Raw genomic sequence first — 21,772 nt, forward strand, 5'->3', positions numbered from 1 at the left:
GTAATATCCAAATCATATAAAACTATATGAATTAAATGATAATAATAGTTTTAGTGTGATCTTAATTTTTCTTGATACCCATAAAAAGACCTCTGCAAAAGCAAAGGTCTTTTCTGATGACTTAAGTTTAGTTGTTTAGGTCAAACCAAATAAATTGGCTATTTTCATTGGCACGGATGTTTGCATCTTCATCAAATAAATAAGCATCGCCTGCTTTAAGTACTTGATCTGCAACCTCAACTTCACCTTCAATCACATGAACATAGTTAAATTTTTGCGTTGCTTTAACCTCAAGTGTATGTCCTTTTTCCAAATAAGCAGCTTTCACTTCAGCATTTTGACGAATATGCATCGGCGCATTTTCATTTGGACCAACAATTAATTGCCACTCATTAGGTGACTTTTTAGGATCACGTTCGATTTGTTGATAATTGGGGTGAGCATCACGTTCATTTGGAATAATCCAAATTTGTAACATATGTACAGGAACATCGCCATTGTTCATTTCACTATGTTTAACGCCTGTACCCGCACTCATAAGTTGCCATTCACCAGCGCTAATATGGCGTTCATTGCCCATACTGTCTTTATGCGAAATAGTACCTTCTAAAACACACGTTAAAATTTCCATATTGTCATGCGCATGTGTGTCAAAGCCTTGGTGTGCAGCAATGTTGTCATCATTGATTACACGCAAAGCACCTACGCCCATATATTTAGGGTTATACCAACTACCAAACGAAAAACTATGTTTGCTGTCTAACCAGCCAATATTGACATGACCACGATCTTCACTGCGGTGTAAAAAAGTATTCATTGAGATGCTCCAAATTTTTATTTTTAACTTGAAAGCATCATAAGCTTTGTTCATGACAGATGAAATATAAATAAAGCAACGTATTGTTGTATTTTTGGAATGATCTCGTGTTGAAAATCTCTTGATAAACATTCAGCTCAAAACTGTGCACAATAAAAAACCAGTGCGAACACTGGTTTAGTACTGATTCAAAATAATATTGATTATTCTAAGAATTTAACAGTCACACCAGACTTAACTTTTTTACCTAAGTCGTTGGCATCCCAGTTCGTTAAACGAATACAACCATGTGAAGCAGTTTTAGAAATTGCAGAAGGGTTTGGTGTACCGTGAATACCAAATGATTTTTTACTCAAACCAATCCAAATATTACCTACAGGACCATTTGGACCTGGTGGTAAAGACAAAGGTTTGCGGTTGTTGCCTTGTACAAAGTTACTTGGAGAATAGCTATACCAAGGATTTGGTGCTACGCCAGTAACTTTATATGTCCCTGTTGGAGAAGGGGTATCTGAGCTACCGATTGTGGCAGGGAATGAGCCTACCATTTGATTTTGTGAGTTAAACAGATACAACTGTTTTGCACCTTTGTGCGCTACAATTAAGTGAATATTTTCAGGTAATTCATTGCGAATATTGGTCACAATGATTTTTTCACCTGCTTTTTTAAAGGTTGCTTTTGGATTAAGTTTCTTCAAGAAATCTTCATCCATATGGAATTTTTCACCTAACATTTCTGTGGTACGCGTGTAATACAAGCCTTTCATTTTGGCTTGTAAGGCATAATCACGAGGGATAGAGTCGGCATATGGGCCTTTTAAATCTGCATCCGTGATGGTGTATTCAACAAAAGCAGGTTTACCGCCTTGTTTTGCAACCAAAGCATCCCAAGTTTCTTTGGTAAGCTCGCCTGTAGGTTTTAAGCCATTCATTTGTTGAAATGATGAAATAGCTTTCAAGGTATTCATTCCACTGGTACCGTCAATTGCACCAGGCGATGCATGCGAGTTATTCAACATGACATGGGCACGTGCATAAACAGGGAATTGACCTTTACCGATATTTTCATACCATTCGGCATTATTTAAACCATCTAAAGTCCATGATGCTTTTGCTGCATTTGCATTACTTGAAGAAGGTGTTGTCTTTGTTTCTGTCGTTGCTGGAGCTTCTGTTGTACTTGGTGCAGAAGCAATATCAGCAGTTTTGTCTTCTGTTTTTTCTAAATTTTGCAGCGTGTCAGCAGCTTGATTTAAATCATTAAGTTCTTGTTGTGAAATTTGAGCTTCACTTGCAGCTGCCGAGTTGACTGTAGATGCAGCAGAAGACTCAACAGCTAAAGGATCAATCGGATCTTCAACAGTTGCTGAGGTAACTTTTTGAGGGCTAAGTGGTTGCTCAGCAGTTGTAGGCGCAGCAAATGCTGTTCCAGTGAAAATACAACTTAAACTCAAAGCAAGAATTGAGCGAACGAACATGTAATTCAACCTTAAGAATTATTCATACTGATTTATAAAACGAAACAAGTATTACAGAAAATAAATGGAGATGCAGTATTTGTTTTGTGTAAATCATATTTTTTATGCAATAAAATGACCACTATAAAAAAATGAAAAATCAAGTATTTTAAAAAATTAAAAACTTGATAAGAAATGCTTATATTTGAAAGATTTTTGCTATGATGAGTCAGATTATTTAATTTAAAAATAGGAAAGTAAATGACGACCCTCAAAAATGATCGTTTTCTACGGGCCTTGCTACGTGAACCTGTTGATACTACCCCTGTCTGGATGATGCGCCAAGCAGGTCGTTATCTACCAGAGTATCGTGAAACACGTGGTAAAGCAGGTGATTTTCTTTCTTTATGTAAAAATACTGAATTTGCTTGTGAAGTGACTTTACAGCCTTTGCGTCGTTATGATTTAGACGCTGCAATTTTATTTTCTGATATTTTAACGATTCCTGATGCGTTGGGTTTAGGTCTGTATTTTGAAACAGGTGAAGGGCCTAAATTTCATAAAACTATTCGTACTGAACAAGATGTAGCAAATCTTCCCAAGTTTAATGCCAAATCTGACTTAGATTATGTCATGAATGCAGTGTCAACTATTCGTTCTGCTTTAGGTGGACAAGTTCCCTTGATCGGCTTTTCGGGTAGCCCATGGACGTTAGCTACTTATATGGTTGAAGGTGGTTCAAGTAAAGATTTTCGTTTTACTAAGCATATGATGTATGCCCAACCTGAAGTTTTACATGCATTATTAGAGCGTTTAGCTGATGCGGTCACTGAGTATTTAAATGCACAAATTGATGCTGGTGCACAAGCGATTCAAATTTTTGACAGTTGGGGCGGGGCGCTTGCACATCGTGAATATATTGAGTTTTCACTCAATTATATGCAGAAAATCGTGTCAGGCTTACAGCGTGAAAAAGACGGACGTAAGATTCCAGTAATTTTATTTACCAAAGGGGGCGGGCAATGGTTAGAACCTATGCTTGCAACGGGCGCAGATGCTTTAGGTTTGGATTGGACAACACCACTCAATGTTGCTCGCCAAACAGTCAATGGACGAGTTGCATTACAAGGGAATTTAGATCCAGCAACTTTGTATGGTTCAGCAGCAAGTATTGAAAAAGCCACTAAAGCCATGTTAGATGATGCTTATGCCAACGGTGAAAAAACAGGTTATGTTGCTAACTTAGGTCATGGTATTACCCAATGGGTTGATCCAGCGCAACCAAAAATCTTTATCGATACTGTGCATGAATATAGTGCAAAATATTTGGGCTAAGTTATTCGACACATGCGGTATTTAAAATCAAGTATAGAATTTACCTTTAAGGCAGCATCGGCTGCCTTATTTGGTATTTTATTGCTAATCGCTTTTGCTTTGACAGCAAAAATGGGCAGCCATGAATATTATGGTTTGTTTCGCTATGATTATTTATTGATTTATGCACTACTGATTCAAGTATGTTTGCTTTATCTCAAGCTTGAGTCTTGGGCAGAAGCCAAAGTGATTGCACTGTTTCATCTCATGGCAATGGTTATGGAGATTTTCCTCACCCATCCTCAAATCGCTTCTTGGCAGTATCCACAGCCTGCTGTTTTTAAAATTATGACGGTACCTTTATTTGCTGGATTTATGTATTCGGCAGTAGGAAGTTTTTTTGCGCGTTCACTTAGACTGTACCAAGTTTCGTTTACAAATTTACCTCATTTTGCCAATATGCTGTGTTTAGCAGTATTGTCTTATATCAATTTTATGAGCAAATTTTTTGTGCCAGATATTCGCAATATTTTATTTGCTTGGAGTGTTGTTATTTTCTGGAAAACAAAAATTCGCTTTCGATTACAACAACATCAATTCCAATTACCGATGTTACCGATTCTTATTTTATTGGCATTTATTATTTGGATTGCAGAAAATATCAGTACGTTTTATAAAATTTGGTTATATCCGAGTCAGGTCGATGCATGGCATATGGTCGGCTGGGGCAAATTAGGTTCTTGGTATTTATTGTTATTGCTCAGTTTGGTTTTGGTTTTAAAGATTTTGGGAAATAGAACAGTGACAGGGGATTGGACATTAAAACAGTTAGAGAAATAATTAATTAAAATGTCATATTTTGATTTGAGATTTATTAGAACTGTGGTAAATCTTAGTACGGTGTAATAAAAATTACACAAATCCCAAAGAAAAGGGAAAACATTAAAATATTGGAGAAAACTATGTTAAAAAAAATCGCTTTAGCAGCCGTATTGGCAACAGGATCAATTTCAGCATTTGCTGACAGCGATGTTGGTTGTGGTATTGGTTCTCAAGTTTGGGAAGGTCAATCAGGTAAAATCCCTAAAATTTTAGCAGCAACAACCAATGGTTTATTTGCTAACCAGTTATTTGGTATTACTTTTGGTACTTTGGGATGTAGTGGTACAGGTGCTGTGACTGCACAAGCTGTAACATTTACCAATGAAAATGCAGAATCACTGGCACGTGATATGTCTGTAGGTGAAGGTGAAAGTCTGAATGTTTTAGCAGAATTATTAAATATTAAATCTGAAGACAAAGCACGTTTCTTCGCTGTTTCAAAACAGAATTTCTCTAAAATTTATTCAGCTGAAAATGCTTCATCTACACAAGTTTTAGCATCATTACAATCAGTGATGGCGCAAGATGAAGTGCTTAAAGCTTACGTCTAAGTGATTTAAAAAGCCCTGTCAAATGATGGGGTTTTTATTTTTAATATCTTTTAATTAGAAAAATGTTGCATGAAAATATTTGCGGTTTTGTTAACCCTTAGTTTAACTTCAGTTGCTTATGCAACTTCGATTGAAAATCCTTTGCTTGAAAAATATCAAACACTTGCACAAGAAAAACAATTAAGCAAAGAAATAGCTTGGCAACGTTTATTATATGCAAATGAAAAAGGGCAAAGTGAGGTACGTTACGCAGGTTTTTTCTTAGCTCAAAATGGGCAACATGATTTAAATCAAGAGCTAAAAGCCAACATAGCAGCATTATTTCAAACGACAACTCCCAATCAGTCGGTTCAATGTCGCTTTCCTGCTCGTAGCCAGTGGTTAATACAACAACTAAATATTGCTAAAAATGAATTAGCACCAGCAGAATGTCCTGAATTAAATGAGTGGATTGGACAGATCAAACCTTATAAAGCTACCTTGATTTATGCTACTGATTTTATGGGAAATCCAAGTTCTATGTTTGGGCATACCTTATTGCGCCTAGATCCAAAAGATCAAAAACAACTAAATCTCGTTTCTTATGCGCTGAATTATGCGGCGACAGTCGTAGGCAATGAAGGTTGGTCATATGCATGGAAAGGTTTAACAGGGCAATATGATGGCGAATATTCTTTGATGCCCTACTACCGTAAAGTGAAAGAATACGGTGATTTTGAAAGTCGTGATTTATGGGAGTATGAACTGGCTTTGACACCCGATGAAACACAATTTTTAGTACAGCATATTTGGGAAATGAAAAATGTAAAATTTCCCTATTATTTTATCAGTGATAATTGTGCCTATCGTTTGTTGGGTTTAATCGATATCGTTCGACCTCAACTAAACTTACAAGACCACTATAAGGTCAGTGCAATACCTGTAGAAACCTTAAAAACAGTAAAAGATCAACAACTCATACGGGATGTACAGTATCGTCCTGCTTTAGAAACACAGCTTTTGGCACAAGCACGACAACACGGTACACACTTGGCAAAGACTGCACATCAACTGACTTTAGTCGATGTTGCTGAGATGCCAAAACTGCTTGAGCAATATAGTCGTCAAGATCAAGCCAAAATCTTGGAAATGGCGTACGATGATCTATATTTAGTTCTTATTTCAAAGAAAATTGATGCGAAAATAGCACAACCTAAGTTGCGTCAAATTCTAAGTTTACGTAGTCAAATGGATCAACCAAAGCAGCGTCAAGATGTTACTCGACCTAAATATGATCCCTCCCAAGGGCATCATGCAAAAAATTTCTCTATCAATCTAGGCGAAGTACAAGGGGAAAAGTTTGCTGAGTTAGGATTACGTCAGGCATATCATGACTTACTTGATCCTCAAGGTGGTTATCGTACAGGGACTCAGCTTAATTTTTGGGATGCTGCACTTCAATATCGAGATGATGAGTTAAAGTTAGCGCATTTTGATTTTCTATCTGTCAACTCTTATAACCCCATTACACCTTTTAAAATGCCTTTAACTTGGGGTTTTAATTTTGGTTGGCAACAAGAAGCCATTCATCATGGAAAGTTCGATGAAGATGAACAACATGGTGTAATCAATCTTAAAACACAATTTGGTTATAGCAGTGCTGATATAGATCGTAAACATTTATGTTATGCACAAGTACAAAATCATGTACAAGCAGGGAAATCTTTGGATAAAGGTTGGCGTATCGGGATTGGTCCAACGCTAGGTTGTCAAAATATTTGGACTGATCGCATAAATAGTCTCGTACAAGTTGAGTTACCGTACTGGGAAGATAGCCATCAATGGAATTTGCGGGTAAATACAGGACTAAACTTTGCCATTGATTCACAGAATTCTGTACGTTTGAATTGGCAATATCAGCAACAAGATACTTTAGATTGGAATAAAACTAGTTTGGGTTTTGTGCATTATTTTTAGCGTAAAAGTGTATTAAACTGACACGACATACATTATAAAATCCCATAAGCTCTATAAAGCTTATGGGATTAATTTATCTCAGTATTTTACTCAATTAAGCTCTCGGCTGACAAGTAAAGGTCAACGTGGTTTGATAGTCTGTATCTTTTTCAATTCCGCCTTTACCAATCACAGAGCCTAATACACCTGCCGCAGCCGTAATCATTTTTCCTGTTTCTTCATCAAAGACACCTTTTAAAGCACCATTAAATTCAACTTTTTCATCGACTAAAATGGGTGCAGCTTTTTTACCGCAAGCATTGTTGGCAGCGCTAATGGCATTATTTTTAGAAATTACTTGGCTTTTACCTAAGCCTGTAACTTCATATTGGTTATTAGGTTTTTGAATAGCCTGAGTTTGTGTTGGATTTGAGCTACATGCAGTAAATAAAAAAGCACTAGACAACATAGATGCGATTACAAGAGTTTTTTTCATAAGTTCGCCCTAAATAAAATATTAAATTGAAATATCATGTTATTGCAGCATAGGAATGCAGATAAAAATGTCCAAATATGTATTAAAAATGCTGCCTTATATAGTAATCCTGTGAAATAAGAGAATTTGTACTGGGTAAATACAGCAAATAACACGCTTTTTTAAAAGTTTATGCTAATCTTGTGGGAAAAGTTTTTTATAGAACACGGTCAATGATAGATTCAAATCTTCAAATTGTGCATCAGAATATTCATCAACGTCAGTCAGTTGGGCATTTGGTTGAACCTGCGCCGAGCAGGGAACAATTAGAGCAAGCATTTCAAGCTGCATTAACAGCACCTGATCATCATCGTTTAAAGCCAACACGATTTATTATGGTAGCGGGTGAACAGCGTATGGCATTTGGTGAGTTACTCGCACAAGCTGCACAAGATTTAGGTGAAATTGATCCAGCACAAGTAGAGCGTGTCAAACAGCATCCATTTCGTGCGCCATTACTAATTCTGGCAGTGACGAAATTCGTTGAGCATCCTAAGGTACCGAAATTTGAACAAGTTTTAAGTACTGGTGCAGCGATTCAAAACCTATTGCTTTCTTTACAAGCGCAAGGTTTTGCGAGCATGTGGCGTAGTGGTGCTGTGGTTGAGTCGATTTTATTAAAAGAAAAATTAGGTTTAAATTCACAAGATTTAATTTCTGGCATTATTTATGTCGGCACTGCAGCCAAAGCAATTGCACCACGTGTGGAGCAAAGCACACAACAGTACGTCACTATTTGGCAAGCACTTTAAAATTAAAATATCAGCCATGATATTGGTATGAATGAGTAATAGATTAGGATAACAAAAATGTCAGAGTTAAAATTTTCAGATTTGGTTGAACCTGTCGTATTGAATCAAAAAACAGCATTACGTGTCACAGTATTAGGTGGAGGAAGTTTTGGAACTGCCATGGCAAATACTGCGACACGAAATGGGTGCGATACCATGATTTGGATTCGTGATGCAGCAGTTGCGAAGGAAATGAATGAAACACATATCAATAAGCGTTATTTACCTGATTATCCTTTAGAGCAAGGATTAAGAGCTGAATCAAATCTTGAGAAAGCAGTCCGAGATCGTGACATTATTTTAGTGGCGATTCCAAGCCATTCATTCCGAGATGTTTTAAAGCAAATTAAACCTTTTATTAGCTCACAAGCGGTGGTGTCTTTGACTAAAGGGATTGAAGCCAAGACCTTTAGTTTTATGAGCGATATTATCCGTGATGAATTGCCTGAAGTTCCGTATGGTGTGTTGTCAGGGCCGAACTTAGCCAAAGAAATTATGGCAGGACAACCCGCTGGTACAGTGATTGCCAGTGATTCAGAGCTGGTACGTTATGCGGTACAACAAGCTTTGCATAGTGCTTTATTTCGTGTGTTTGGTAGTGATGATGTACATGGCGTTGAGCTGGGTGGAGCGTTGAAAAATATTTATGCTGTGGCAATGGGAATGGCTGCTGCTTATAAGGTGGGTGAAAATACCAAAAGTATGATTTTGACGCGTGCTTTGGCAGAGATGAGTCGTTTTGCAGTAAAACTTGGTGCAAATCCCTTAACTTTCTTAGGTTTATCGGGAGTGGGTGATCTATTTGCAACTTGTAATAGTCCACTCAGTCGTAATTATCAAGTAGGATTTGCTTTAGGCTCAGGTCAAAACTTAGAACAAGCCACCAAAGCTTTAGGGCAAACAGCAGAAGGGATCAATACCATTGTTCAGGTCAATACCCGTGCAAAAGAATTAGATGTTTATATGCCAATCACTACAGCATTACATGAAGTAATCTTTGAAGGAGCACCGCCTTTGAATATTGCAGTGTCTTTAATGAAAAGTGGACACCGTAGTGATGTTGAGTTCGTTTTACCGCATCATGCTGTCTAAAAAATGCCAAACTGAGATAGTGTTGTCATATAGAATCGGTATAATTCATCACAAAGCAATAAGGAAATTTTATGCAACTGACTTTAGTTCGCCATGGGGAAGCAGCAGCTCCAGTCAATGGAAATGATCATAGACGTCCATTAACTGCACGTGGTCACGCACAAGCTGAGCAAACAGCCGACTTTTTAAAAGACATGGTGCAACCTGATATCTTTGTGGTGAGTCCGTTATTACGTGCACAAGAAACATTGGCGCATATTCAGAAATATTTTAGCGATGTGAATGTGTTAATTTGTGATAAGATCAAACCCGATGATGATGCAAAACAAGCAATTGACTGGCTTGCACAATTACCTTTTGAAAATATCGTGGTGGTGTGTCATATGAATGTCGTTGCGCATATTGCGGAACAATTAACCAATGAAAATTTTCATCCTTATGCATTGGCAGAAGCTCGTATTTATGAGCAAAGCGTGATTGCACAAGGATTATCTACACAACAAAAAGCCTTTATTCCAACAGTATAAAAGTCTTTTAAAAACAAATTACACGGCAGAACACAATCGATGTTGTATTTATGGATGCCAGAAGCCGATGGGGTTTGGCAATGGTCACGTGGTGAAGAATGGAAAAGTGCGACAACTCTTGAGCAATTGATTCAAGAGTTGAAAGCAAATCAAGCAGAAGAAGCGGTTGTTTATTTTCCGAGTCGTGAAGTACAAATTCTTCAACAAGCGTTAAGCAAAGAACAGTATAAAAAACTTGGTCAGGACGGCTTAAAATACTTACTTGAAGAATACGTGATTGTTCCGATTGATCAGATGAAAGTTTTTTCGCACTTTCAAGCGCCTGATCAAGTGACAGTGTTAGGAATTAATCAACATGCTGTGACGACCATGCAGCATTCATTGTCATTATTGCCGATAAAAATCGTTTCATTATTACCAGATTTTCTGGTTTTACCTGTACCTACTGAAAATCAGACAGTACTTGCAAACTTAAATGGACGTTTGTTGGTACGTGAAAATGAGTGGATGGGAAATTCTGTTGATGATTTGGGCTTATATTTAGAGTTTGCACCTAAAGAACAACAGTATAAATATGCGCAGCTCAGTGCTGAACAATTAGAAAATGTCTTTGCAATCGCAACTTCTGATCAATTAGAACAGTTTAATTATCAGTTTGTTGCCCCGAAAAAACCAAAAAATCATCCATTTAATGTTTTGCCTAAAGCCAAACAGGAAAGTGGAGGTGTTTCAGGTTATTGGAAAGCCTGTGCAATGCTATGCGTTGCTTTGATTTTAGTACAATTGAGCTATGATGCTTTGCGTTGGGTGAAGTTAAGAAAAGTTGCTGACCAAACTGCGGTGATTGCGATTGATCAATACAAGTCATGGTTTGGTGAAAATAGCCGCGTGACTGAGCAAAATATCAAAAGTCAGTTTGAGAGTAATTTACGCTTAAGCCAAAGTGCGAATACCCAAGCCTTACAATTGTTAAGCCGAGTTGGGCCGATTTTGATGCAACATCAAATTGTGGCAAATAAAGTCAATTACGATACTGCAATTTTAAATATGGATTTGGTGGCAAATAGCTCAGATAAACTCCAAGCACTCGTACAACAACTGAATCAACAAGGTTTTAAAGCAGAACTGGGAACTATACAAACACAAGGCGCTTCAGTCGTAGGATTGGTGAAAATACAATAATGAAAGCACTTGAGAATATTCAAAATAAGTTTGATGCGTGGGCAGATCAGATCTCCGATCAGCTTGATAAAATGTCAGCACGTGAACGTGTGATGGTGATCTTTACCACCATTTTTGTGACTGTAGCGATCATTGGTTCAGCACTGTGGTATATGCACCGAGCAGCAGAAAATCAGCAAAAGCGTTTAAATGAACTCAAAGACCTTGTGGTTTGGATGCAAAGTAATGTGGTCACCATGAAGCCTGCGGATGATTTATCCCTGACTGTCCCTGACAAAATTCAGCGTGTGGCGCAGCAACAAGGTTTATCTGTTGCCAGCCAACAAGTTGGTGAGCAGTACCAAATCGTAGGGCAGCATGAAAACTATGCCATCTTGGCAAATTTTTTAACTCAGATTGCGCAAATGGGTGTTAGTATTGAAAAAATGGAATTAATAAAAGCAGATGGGCAGATTAAATTAACAGCGACAGTACACTAAGCAGTGAAAATAAAGCAGCGAGAAGCATAGCCTTTTTGCTGTACTGTGCCTATAATACAGCAACTTAAAAAGCAGTAGACTTTTCTAGCTATGATGTATTCACTTGCTCGCCCAATGTTGTTTTCTTTAGCACCGGAGCGTGCACATGAGCTGACATTATCGCTGTTAAAATCAGCGCATAAAGTGGGCGCAATGCGTCAAAAAATTGCACCTAAACCTATCACTTGTATGGGAATTGAATTTCCAAACCCAGTGGGTTTAGCCGCAGGTTTAGATAAAAATGGTGCATATATTGATGCCTTAGCTGCATTAGGCTTTGGTTTTATTGAGATTGGTACCATTACTCCAAAACCACAAGAAGGTAATCCAAAACCTCGTTTATTTCGCATTCCTGAAGCAAAAGCCATTATTAACCGTATGGGGTTCAATAATGCTGGCGTTGATCAACTGGTTGAAAATGTAAAAGCTGCCAAATTTAAAGGTATTTTGGGTATTAATATTGGTAAAAATGCCACTACGCCTGTAGAAGATGCGGTTTCTGATTATTTGATTTGTTTAGAAAAAGTTTATAACTACGCTTCTTATATTACAGTGAACATTTCTTCACCAAATACAAAAAACTTGCGTTCATTACAAAGCGGTCATGCTTTAACAGAACTGTTAGAAACATTGAAAAATCGTCAACTGGAACTTGCTGAAGAGCATCAGCATTATGTCCCTTTGGTGTTAAAAGTTGCGCCAGACTTGGAAGCAAGTGACATCCAATTTATCGCTTCTCAACTTTTAGAGTTTAAAATTGATGGTTTAATTGTCACCAATACCACTTTGTCTCGTGACGGTGTTGAAGGCTTACCATTTGGTGATGAAGTAGGTGGTTTGTCGGGTGCGCCTGTATTTGAAAAAAGTACTGCATGTTTAGCCGCTTTTTCAAAATTGCTTAAAGGTCAAATTCCTTTGATTGGTGTTGGTGGCATTTTATCTGGTGAACATGCGGTTGCAAAACAACAAGCAGGTGCAAGTTTAGTACAAATTTATAGTGGTATGATTTATACAGGTCCAGTTTTAATTAAAGATTGCGTTGATGCCATGACCTAAAATGAACACCATTGATATTATTGTACTTGTACTTTTGCTCATTGGAGGGCTAAACGGTTTGCGAAAAGGATTCGTCAATGCCTTTGCGAACTTAGTCGGTTGGATTTTTGCATTGATTGTTGCAGCAAAATATTCAGCAGTTTTCGCACCTGCCATGCAAGTACTCAGTCAAGATCCTGTAGTGCAAAAAATTGCTGCATTTGCATTTATTGTTTTAATTATTGTGGTTTTGACATGGATTGTGTCTGCATTACTCAATAAAATTCTAAAGACTTTTAAGCTTGGGCCACTCAACCGTTTAGCAGGAGGCACCTTGGGCACCTTGAAAGGTTTGTTCATCGTCCTCATAACTATGCAAGGATTAGGTCCATGGGTGGAAAGTTCGCCTGTTTGGAAACAATCAAAAGTCATTCAAACACTTTTACCTTATGCGCCTTTAGCAACAGCTCTGTCTAAGGATGCTGCCAATGAAGCGCTCAATCATATTCATGCTGAAGATCATCTCGATGATACTTCAAAAAATGAGTCTTCGAGTCGGTCTTCCTCGCCAGAAGATCGCTCGGCACACTCAACCAAGAACCCGTTTTATTAATCCTAGCTGGTCTGCGAGGTAGCTATGTGTGGAGTCGTTGGTATAGCCGGTAAATCACCTGTTAACCAAATGTTATTTGATGCGTTAACGATGTTACAACATCGAGGACAGGATGCAGCTGGGATTGTAACTTGTCATAACGGTCGATTATTTCTCAGAAAAGACAATGGTATGGTGCGTGATGTATTCCATACCCGTCATATGCGTGCATTACTTGGAAACTATGGGATTGGACATGTACGTTATCCAACGGCAGGTTCATCGAGTAGTGCGGAAGCACAGCCATTTTATGTAAACTCGCCTTATGGGATTACACTTGCACACAATGGTAATTTAACCAATGCTGCTGAAATTCATGATGATCTATTCAAAACTGACTTACGTCATATGAATACTGACTCTGACTCTGAAGTGCTATTAAACGTATTTGCACATGAATTACAAAAATGTGGCACTTTAGCACCCAAAGCGGAAGACATTTTCCATACCGTAAAACGTGTCCATGAGCGTTGTAAAGGTGCTTATGGTGTGGTTGCAATGATTACGGGACATGGGATTGTTGGTTTCCGTGATCCAAATGGTATTCGTCCACTGATTTATGGTTCACGTTTAACTGAAACTGGTGAAAAAGAATATATCATTGCGTCTGAGTCGGTTGCGATCACTGCACTTGGCTTTAAAGTCGAGCGTGATATTGCGCCAGGTGAAGCGATTTTCATCAATGATCAAGGTGAATTGTTTACTCAGCAATGTGCGGAAAACTCACGTTATCGTCCATGTATTTTTGAATATGTCTATTTTGCACGTCCAGATGCGACCATTGATGGTATTTCTGTGTATAAAGCACGTTTGAAAATGGGTGAAACATTAGCGAAGAAAATTCTTCGTGATTGGGGAGAGGACCATGACATTGATGTGGTGATTCCGATTCCCGATACCAGTCGTACCTCTGCTTTAGAGTTGGCAAATGCGTTGGGTGTGAAATTCCGTGAAGGGTTTATGAAAAACCGTTACATTGGTCGTACCTTTATCATGCCAGGTCAACAGCAACGTAAAAAATCAGTACGCCAAAAACTTAACCCAGTAGAGCTTGAGTTTAAGGGTAAAAACGTATTGTTGGTAGATGATTCTATTGTACGTGGTACAACGTGTAATGAAATCATTCAAATGGCACGTGATGCAGGTGCGAAGAAAGTGTATTTTGCTTCAGCAGCGCCTATGGTGAAATATCCAAACGTGTATGGTATTGATATGCCAGCAAAAGCTGAATTGATTGCATCACATCGTACTGTTGAAGAAATTCAAGATATTATTGGTGCTGATCGTCTGATTTTCCAAGATTTGGATGATTTAAAAGCGGCTGTTAAAACCCATAAAGTACCTGAAGTTGAAGATTTTGACTGCTCTGTTTTTGATGGTATTTATGTGACAGGTGATATTGACGCACAATATCTCACTAATCTGGAAAATAGTCGCAGTGATTTAGCGAAAAAAGAAAAAGATGGCTATATTGATGTCAATATCGATGCAGCATCGGTTGATTTAAGTGGTATTAAAGAAGGTGCTTAAGCCCTACAATAGGGTGAAACTCTTAAAAAGCGGGTAATTCCCGCTTTTTTACTTTATGATATTTCGCATGATAAATCCTGTATCATGTTCTTAATATCCTAACAATGTAATGAGGATGTTTACATTGAAAGATGTCAGCCATTATTTAATAAAAAACAAAAATATACTGTGGTCTGCAAGTATTTGCTCAGTTGCTGTACTGATTACGATTTTTATTTTAAATACGGTTTTAGGCTTATTGGTTCATTATGTTGATCCTTTAGAGTCAATATTTTGGCATTTTTTGAGTCCATTTTGTGTTGGGCTTTTATTGACTGTGATTTTAAGCTCGATTGTTTATGAGTTTTATGTATTTCGTGAAGGTGGACATTCTTTAGCAAAACAATTAAAAGCCCGTCGTTTAAGTTTGATCGAAAGTACGCCTGAAGAAAATGTAGCATTAAAAATTACTGAAAAACTCGCTGAGAATTTTGATATTGATGTACCTTCCGTGTATGTGCTGCCAGATGAAGTTGGGGTAAATGCTTTAACAGCAGGGTTTCATCCACGAGATACAGTAATTATTTTGACGTGGGGTGCTTTACAAAATTTAGATGAATTAGAGCTTTATGGCTTATTAGGGCATGAGTTTAATCAAATCTTGTCAGGTGAAGCCAAAGAAAATACCCGCCTAAAAATTTTGTATAGTGGTTTAACATCATTTAGTCAGTTGGGCAGTAAAATTGCGAAACAAGGTTTTGGTGTATATGAAAAAAGTCGCCGCCATAAATTTGAAACCAGTTTTGTGGCAGTGGGTGGGGTGATTTGGCTAATTGGCAGTATGGGAATTTTAATTTCCCGTTTAATTAAATATTTTACTTTAGGTGGACGAACATTTTATAACGATTACAAAGCCAAACGTTTGATGTTGAATAGTGCCAATATCCAAACTTTATTGAGGATTTATGTGCATCATGCAGGCTCACAAATTCATAGTGAATATTCTGAATCTATTGCACATATGTGTTTTGCAAACTCACTCAGTCCGCAAAGTTGGCTGAATATTCATCCGAGTATTGAAGATCGCATTTATGAATTGAATCCAACCCTGTTGCAAGATTTGCAAATTGAAAATTTAAAAAAATTACGCAGCCAACCCTTGTTTGTCTTGATGCGTCCTTTGGAAGAATTAAACACTGAAACCTATAGTCCTTGGATTTCACCACAACCTTTGCCATTGATTCGTTTATCACCGATTAGTTTTGCACTGAATGATGCAATTAAGCCATTAAACTCTGAAGTACGCTGCCAAATGCAGCGTCCAGACTTGTTGCAACGTGCGATGCAGACCTCAACAGGTTCACGTGAAGTGATGGTGGCGATTTTAATGATCCGTCAATATCGTGAATTTATTCCATCAAATGCAGAAGTTAGTCGTGCGATTGTGGATGCTTTATTAAATTTAGATGGGCGTGTACATATCCAAATTTTTCATGATGCCTGTGCCAATTTGGGCAATATGCCTGCAACCAGCGCACGCCAATTCGTGACAAAACTGGCTAAAATTATTCAGGAAGATGGTGAGATTGGTTTATTGGATGCATTGTTAATTGAACGAGTCAAAGCAGAACTAAATTTACTGCCATTACATACGCCTTCGTCTTTAGAAACGGTTAAACCACAAATCGTGCGTTTGATTGATGCCTTACTACATGTGCAACAGATCAATAGTGAAAATCAGCTTGAGGTCCGCTATGACATTTTACAGCGAGTTTTAAGCAAAGAAGAATTAGAGTTATTTCGTGAAATTTCAGATGAACCCATTGATTTAAGCGAAGTTTTAAATGACATCGCGGGTTTGTTGTTGCGAGATCGCCTAAGTATCTTGGGTGTTGCTGAAGTGTGTTTATGGCATGATCGTATCATTACCCAAGATGAATTAGATGTTTTGGAATTGCTGTATTGGCGTTTAGGTTTTGAAACTGAGGAAATTGTTGATCAAATGCATAAGAAAAATAGTGTGATGATTATCTAGGGCTTAACTTTTTGATCTGCATACTATTTTAGGGTAATCTGTTGATTTAATATGCTGATGAATATAAATCACAACAAAAGTCTGCAAAGCTCGGTAGAATATGTAGCGAATTGAAAGTTGAATAATGTGATGAATGTGAGCGTACAACAACACCAGCGAAGTATTTTAGCTGCGATGGGAATCGATGTCTGGGTTCCCAAGCTGGATGTACCTGTGCGTCACATGCAAAGCCAATTATATCGTGACACCGCAGCACCTGAAATTGTATCAGAAGATGTCATATCAGATGTACAGTTTCAAACGGAAACTGTTGCGGTAGAAGATATTGTTCCTGCACAGCCACAATCAGAACAACTACCCATTCAAACACAGGCTGAATCTATTCAACATACTGAAGTTGCTTTAGATATACAGCCAATCAATCGTCCGACTGAAACGGTAGAAATACAAAAACTTGCAGCTTTTGAGTTACAAGCCATTTGTTTAAAAAGTTGTGTGATTGTGATTGATGCAACACAAATTAGTACAGAACAACACACGCTTTGGCTAAACATTCAAAATGCTTTGATCAGTGAGTATTTTGAGTTGAAATGGCCATTTCCTGTGACGCAGTTTCAAGATGGACGAGGCGTACACATGTATATTCAGGGTTTTTTGGATGCTTTGAAACACGATAAAGTGATCATCACTTTGGGTGAAATTTCACACTTAAAAAATACGGATGCGATCCAATTGGCAAGTTTACAAGAAATGTTAGCGCAGCCGAAATTAAAACGTCGTTTGTGGAAGTTTATGCAGAAATCACCAGTGAATTAGAATTATTGTGAATGCAAAACAACAGGGAGATGTCATGCAAAAGAAAGTTGTGATATTTAGTCAAATAGACAGCGAAATTTTAGAGAAATTACAAGCGCAGTATCAGGTCGTGGTCATCAACCCAAAAATCGGCGATGTTAATGTGCAAATTCAGCGTGAACTTATCGATGCGGATGGCATGATTGGGGCTGGGCGCGTACTCAATGAAAAAAATTTAGCCACTGCACAAAAGCTAAAAATCATTTCTTCAGTCAGTGTTGGTTATGACAATTATGATCTCAGTTATTTAAATCAAAAGAAAATCTGGCTAAGTCATACACCACATGTACTGACTGAAACAACTGCAGATTTGGCTTTTACTTTGCTGATGAGTGCAGCACGTAAAGTCCCGAATTTAGATCAATGGACTAAACAAGGACAGTGGACAAGAACGGTAGGTACAGCCCAATTTGGACAAGATATTTTTGGAAAAACACTCGGAATTATTGGTCTAGGGCATATTGGTGCAGCGGTGGCTCGGCGTGGTTTTTATGGTTTTAATATGAATATTTTGTACCATAATCGCCGTGAAAAATTAGAGTTGGCACAACCTTTAAATGCACAATATCGAAGTTTAAAAGATTTATTACAACAATCTGATTTTGTTGTGGTTGCTGTTGATTTAAATGCGGATTCAAAGGCTTTAATAGATGCAAGTGCTTTTGATTTGATGCAGAAACATGCTGTTTTTGTGAATATTTCACGTGGTTCAGTGGTGGATGAGCAAGCATTGATTGAAGCATTACAGCAAGGTAAAATTTTTGCCGCAGGTTTGGATGTTTATCAAAAAGAACCGTTACAAGCGTCACCATTGTTTAGTTTAGAAAATGTCGTGACATTGCCACATGTCGGGTCAGCAACGGCAGAAACACGTAAAAAAATGGCAAATTTAGCTTATCAAAATCTTGTCGATGCGCTTGAAGAACGTACCCCACGTTATTTAGTGAATGAAAGTTTTTCCAACTAAAATGTTGTTAAAAAACTGCTACATTTTGTCTCGAATTTGTGCTAAATCCGATGCTATAGTGGCAGTAAATATCTGTTAGAGCATGGCATTGAAAAAGATTTTGCTGACACTGGGTTTAAGTCTGAGTTGTACGGTAAATGCAATGGAAGATTTCTATCCTATACATAGCCCACAGTTAGAGATTCCTGACATTGGTGGTGGTGTGGGTTTAATTGATCAGCAAAAAGAAAAAATGATTGGTGAGAAAGTCTTTCGTGAAGTTCAACACCAAATGCCGATTGTGCAAAACCCGTGGTTAGAAGATCAATTTATGTTGGTCTTTTCTAAAATTTTAAGTCAAACCCAAATTGGTTCACCCATCGGTTTGGTGATTGTCAAAGACCCTCAAATTAATGCTTTTGCTGTACCTGGTGGTTTATTTGCTTTAAATACAGGGATGGTGACTTCATCAAAAAGTATGGATGAAGTTGTCGGTGTGATGGCGCATGAGATTGCGCATGTCACACAGCGCCACTACAGTCGCTCGCAAGAAGCCTTTAAAGGACAGGGCTTATTGGCTTTGGCGGGTATTATTGTTGGCGCTGCATTAGCCTCAAAAGCAGATGGTGATGTGGGAAGTGCAGTGATGCTAGGAACTCAGGCTGCACTTTGGGATAAACAGCTCAGTTATAGCCGTAACCAAGAGCGGGAGGCGGATCGTATTGGGATGCAGTTTATGTATAACGCAGGCTATAATCCTGAAAGCATGGCAGATTTTTTTGAAACGATGCATCGAGCAACCAGTCGTTTAAGCTTTTTGCCTGATTTTTGGTTAACCCATCCTTTAACTACTGAGCGTATGAGTGAAGCACGCTTACGTGCCAATCAATTCCCACGTGTGCCTTTTAATAATAACCAACAAGAATTTGATCTGATTAAATGGTACACTGCAGCCGTTTCAGGGCAAACCTCACAACAACAACTTGATACATTGGTAAAGCAAAATAATTATGCAGGGTTGTTGGCAGCAAGCGAATATAACCTACGTCAAGGTGATTATGTGCAGGCACAGAGTTATTTAAACACTGCGAGAAAAATGAATCCTGATTACACATTATTTAATATTATTCAAACTGATGTATATCTGGGGCAAAATAAAATTGAAGATGCCTATCAAACCATTATTAATAAACAACGCATTATGCCTGAAAATAGAGCGCTGACTTATAAATTAGCTGAAGTATTAATTCGCCAAAATAAGGGTAAAGATGCTGAAAAATTGGTGAATCGTTTTGTAAATAAAAATAAAACAGATATTCAAGGTTGGCAGTTATTACAACAAGCTTCCAATTTAGATCAAAATAATCCGATGCGGACGGTGAATGTATTGCGTTATCGCGCTGAAGCGCAATATTGGGGTGGTGATGAAGAAAATGCGATTAAATCTTTATTACACGCGCAGCGTTTGGCAAAAGATAATAATGCCATGCGTGCACGCATTGATAGCCGTTTAAAAACAATGCAAGATGACCGTAAACTACGTATTTAAGTTGATAAAAATTGTTTAAATCTTCACTTTGTAACAAATATAAATATCTATTTTCTATAGAAAAAGTTAATCTTGTTCTAAAATAATTTTTTAAGTTTTAAGTAAGTCTATGAAAAAAATAATTGCAGTTTTGGTGTTAATGGGGTCTACACAGTTGGTATTTGCGGATTCAGCAGAGCGTTATGCACGTCAAGTTGAAAAGATCTCAACACAATATAATACGCAAATGAAAAGCTTTTTGCGCAGTTTAAATCCACAAATCACTCAGTTTGATGCGAAGCAAAAGGCGCAGTATTGCGATATTGTTAAAACCTATGTGGATAACATGTATAAAGCAACCGATGAAAATCGCAGTAACTTACCGCCTTCATATATGTCGATGACAAAGCAAGATGTGATTAATAAAGTAAATAGTTCACCTGAAATGCAAATTTTAAAAAAATATAATATTCAGTGCGATCTAAACAATAGTTAAATTTTAGAAATTGATTTATAGGTTATTGATTTTAGAATAAATAATAAAAAAGTATGCTTAACTAGGCGTACTCTAGTTTATTGGATTTATAGAAAACTTTAACTCTCTGATCTATGGTGAAGATTGAAATATGGATTTATTGAGTTTGTATAGTGTTAGAAAAAGAATTAAATCAATTTGGACTATTCAAACAAATCAATTATTTCATTGCAAAATAATTTTTTAAATCTCTGTTTAAATAGACCAAACCAAACAATAAAAGATTTTTTAGATCGGGAAATTAAGCAAGTTTTGCTTTAATTTTTGCTGAAACTTGTGCAGGATCGGCACGTCCGGCTATGATCGGACGTAGAGAATTCATCACCTTACCCATATCTTTCATGCTAGTAGCACCTTGCGCTTCAATGGTTTGCGCAATGAGAGAATCAAGCTCGTCCTCTGACATAGCTTCAGGTAGAAACTGAGATAAAACCTCAATTTCGGCTTGTTCTTTACTAGCTAAATCTTCGCGATTAGCACCTAAAAAGGCTTTAACCGACTCTTTGCGTTGTTTGATTTGCTTTTCAATGACCGCAAGAACCTGAGTATCGTCAAGCTCTATGCGCTCATCGACTTCGATTTGCTTGATTGCTGCCTGTAGACCACGAATTACCGTTAACTTATCCATTTCTTTGGCACGCATAGCGGCTTTCAAAACGTCAGTGATTTGGTTTTTTAAAGTAGTCATTGAAATTGTCCAGTCAGTCAATCATTCACAAATAAATCTTAGTAAAGGCGAGTAGTACGTACTGATTCACGCGCCAATTTCTTTTGGTAGCGTTTAACAGCAGCAGCTTTTTTACGTTTACGTTCTTGAGTAGGTTTTTCGTAGAATTCACGTTTACGAACGTCAGCAAGAACACCTGCTTTTTCGCATGAACGTTTGAAACGACGGATAGCTACGTCTACTGGTTCGCCTTCTTTCAATTTAACTTGTGGCATGAAGAATCCTCATTGGTTTATGGATAAGATCAGGGTTGAATTACCCTTGATCACAAGTGAAGGACAGTATTTTACTCATTTACATCTCATATCACAAGTCTATAATAGCTTTAGCAATATTTTGATACGGGTAA

The 21,772-nt window shown here is 37.7% G+C and carries 22 protein-coding genes; 17 read left to right on the forward strand and 5 right to left on the reverse strand.

From position 1 onward, the window contains the following. Positions 1-127: 127 nt before the first annotated feature. Together HUS24_RS01800 and HUS24_RS01805 are read right to left on the reverse strand one after the other, a co-directional pair. A complete protein-coding gene (locus HUS24_RS01800) occupies positions 128-817 on the reverse strand; it encodes a pirin family protein (protein ID WP_173910349.1) in 690 nt (229 codons plus the stop codon). Between the two features lie 203 nt (positions 818-1,020). Beyond that, the gene (locus HUS24_RS01805) at positions 1,021-2,295 is read right to left on the reverse strand and encodes a L,D-transpeptidase (protein WP_173910350.1); all 1,275 of its coding nucleotides are present in this window, start codon (positions 2,293-2,295) and stop codon (positions 1,021-1,023) included. A 240-nt stretch (positions 2,296-2,535) separates the two neighbouring features. On the opposite strand from HUS24_RS01805, the gene hemE reads away from it, so the two are divergent. The 4 genes from hemE (at position 2,536) to HUS24_RS01825 (ending at position 6,977) form a co-directional block, all read left to right on the forward strand. Continuing rightward, positions 2,536-3,609 (forward strand): uroporphyrinogen decarboxylase, encoded by a 1,074-nt coding sequence (gene hemE / locus HUS24_RS01810; RefSeq protein WP_173910351.1) that lies wholly within the window; start codon positions 2,536-2,538, stop codon positions 3,607-3,609. 12 nt (positions 3,610-3,621) lie between these two features. Beyond that, positions 3,622-4,428, forward strand: coding sequence for a DUF817 domain-containing protein (locus tag HUS24_RS01815; protein ID WP_173910352.1), 807 nt, complete (start codon positions 3,622-3,624; stop codon positions 4,426-4,428). Between the two features lie 122 nt (positions 4,429-4,550). Then, the gene (locus HUS24_RS01820) at positions 4,551-5,021 is read left to right on the forward strand and encodes a DUF3015 family protein (protein WP_173910353.1); all 471 of its coding nucleotides are present in this window, start codon (positions 4,551-4,553) and stop codon (positions 5,019-5,021) included. Between the two features lie 69 nt (positions 5,022-5,090). Next, positions 5,091-6,977 carry a DUF4105 domain-containing protein gene (locus tag HUS24_RS01825; RefSeq protein ID WP_173910354.1) on the forward strand — a complete coding sequence of 629 codons (1,887 nt, stop codon included), beginning with the start codon at positions 5,091-5,093 and terminating at the stop codon, positions 6,975-6,977. Between the two features lie 94 nt (positions 6,978-7,071). Here the strand turns inward: HUS24_RS01825 and HUS24_RS01830 are convergent, their stop codons facing one another. After that, positions 7,072-7,452: a hypothetical protein gene (locus HUS24_RS01830; protein WP_173910355.1), complete on the reverse strand. Its 381-nt coding sequence runs from the start codon at positions 7,450-7,452 to the stop codon at positions 7,072-7,074. A gap of 212 nt (positions 7,453-7,664) precedes the next feature. Here HUS24_RS01830 and HUS24_RS01835 point away from each other — a divergent pair, with 212 nt between their 5' ends. The 13 genes from HUS24_RS01835 (at position 7,665) to HUS24_RS01895 (ending at position 20,657) form a co-directional block, all read left to right on the forward strand. Then, positions 7,665-8,243 carry a nitroreductase gene (locus HUS24_RS01835; protein ID WP_173910356.1) on the forward strand — a complete coding sequence of 193 codons (579 nt, stop codon included), beginning with the start codon at positions 7,665-7,667 and terminating at the stop codon, positions 8,241-8,243. Between the two features lie 57 nt (positions 8,244-8,300). Next, positions 8,301-9,374, forward strand: a complete 1,074-nt coding sequence (locus HUS24_RS01840) for an NAD(P)H-dependent glycerol-3-phosphate dehydrogenase (protein WP_173910357.1) — start codon at positions 8,301-8,303, stop codon at positions 9,372-9,374. A 71-nt stretch (positions 9,375-9,445) separates the two neighbouring features. Then, entirely contained in the window at positions 9,446-9,901 is a 456-nt protein-coding gene (gene sixA, locus HUS24_RS01845; RefSeq protein WP_173910358.1) for a phosphohistidine phosphatase SixA, read from the forward strand. Between the two features lie 39 nt (positions 9,902-9,940). Next, positions 9,941-11,083, forward strand: coding sequence for a type II secretion system protein GspL (gene gspL / locus HUS24_RS01850; RefSeq protein ID WP_173910359.1), 1,143 nt, complete (start codon positions 9,941-9,943; stop codon positions 11,081-11,083). Next, positions 11,083-11,562 carry a type II secretion system protein GspM gene (gspM, locus tag HUS24_RS01855; RefSeq protein ID WP_173910360.1) on the forward strand — a complete coding sequence of 160 codons (480 nt, stop codon included), beginning with the start codon at positions 11,083-11,085 and terminating at the stop codon, positions 11,560-11,562. The genes gspL and gspM overlap by 1 nt, the downstream gene beginning before the upstream one ends. Positions 11,563-11,652: 90 nt before the next feature. Beyond that, complete coding sequence (locus HUS24_RS01860; protein ID WP_173910361.1) at positions 11,653-12,657, forward strand: quinone-dependent dihydroorotate dehydrogenase; 1,005 nt, start codon at positions 11,653-11,655, stop codon at positions 12,655-12,657. 1 nt (position 12,658) lies between these two features. After that, complete coding sequence (locus HUS24_RS01865) at positions 12,659-13,249, forward strand: CvpA family protein (protein WP_173910362.1); 591 nt, start codon at positions 12,659-12,661, stop codon at positions 13,247-13,249. 24 nt (positions 13,250-13,273) lie between these two features. Further along, positions 13,274-14,818, forward strand: coding sequence for an amidophosphoribosyltransferase (gene purF / locus HUS24_RS01870; RefSeq protein WP_173910363.1), 1,545 nt, complete (start codon positions 13,274-13,276; stop codon positions 14,816-14,818). Between the two features lie 124 nt (positions 14,819-14,942). Then, positions 14,943-16,832: a M48 family metalloprotease gene (locus HUS24_RS01875; protein ID WP_173911372.1), complete on the forward strand. Its 1,890-nt coding sequence runs from the start codon at positions 14,943-14,945 to the stop codon at positions 16,830-16,832. Positions 16,833-16,961: 129 nt separating this feature from the next. Continuing rightward, on the forward strand, positions 16,962-17,648 hold the full coding sequence (locus HUS24_RS01880; RefSeq protein ID WP_173910364.1) for a hypothetical protein: 687 nt from the start codon (positions 16,962-16,964) through the stop codon (positions 17,646-17,648). 34 nt (positions 17,649-17,682) lie between these two features. Beyond that, complete coding sequence (locus HUS24_RS01885; protein ID WP_173910365.1) at positions 17,683-18,654, forward strand: D-glycerate dehydrogenase; 972 nt, start codon at positions 17,683-17,685, stop codon at positions 18,652-18,654. A gap of 142 nt (positions 18,655-18,796) precedes the next feature. After that, positions 18,797-20,182 (forward strand): M48 family metallopeptidase, encoded by a 1,386-nt coding sequence (locus tag HUS24_RS01890; RefSeq protein WP_173911373.1) that lies wholly within the window; start codon positions 18,797-18,799, stop codon positions 20,180-20,182. Between the two features lie 109 nt (positions 20,183-20,291). After that, positions 20,292-20,657, forward strand: coding sequence for a hypothetical protein (locus HUS24_RS01895; protein ID WP_173910366.1), 366 nt, complete (start codon positions 20,292-20,294; stop codon positions 20,655-20,657). A gap of 280 nt (positions 20,658-20,937) precedes the next feature. Here the strand turns inward: HUS24_RS01895 and HUS24_RS01900 are convergent, their stop codons facing one another. Further along, complete coding sequence (locus HUS24_RS01900) at positions 20,938-21,384, reverse strand: GatB/YqeY domain-containing protein (protein ID WP_173911374.1); 447 nt, start codon at positions 21,382-21,384, stop codon at positions 20,938-20,940. A gap of 38 nt (positions 21,385-21,422) precedes the next feature. Continuing rightward, a complete protein-coding gene (rpsU, locus tag HUS24_RS01905; RefSeq protein ID WP_001136722.1) occupies positions 21,423-21,638 on the reverse strand; it encodes a 30S ribosomal protein S21 in 216 nt (71 codons plus the stop codon). Between the last annotated feature and the right edge of the window lie 134 nt (positions 21,639-21,772).

Origin of the sequence: Acinetobacter sp. Marseille-Q1618, assembly GCF_902809855.1 — a bacterium.
Lineage (GTDB): Bacteria > Pseudomonadota > Gammaproteobacteria > Pseudomonadales > Moraxellaceae > Acinetobacter.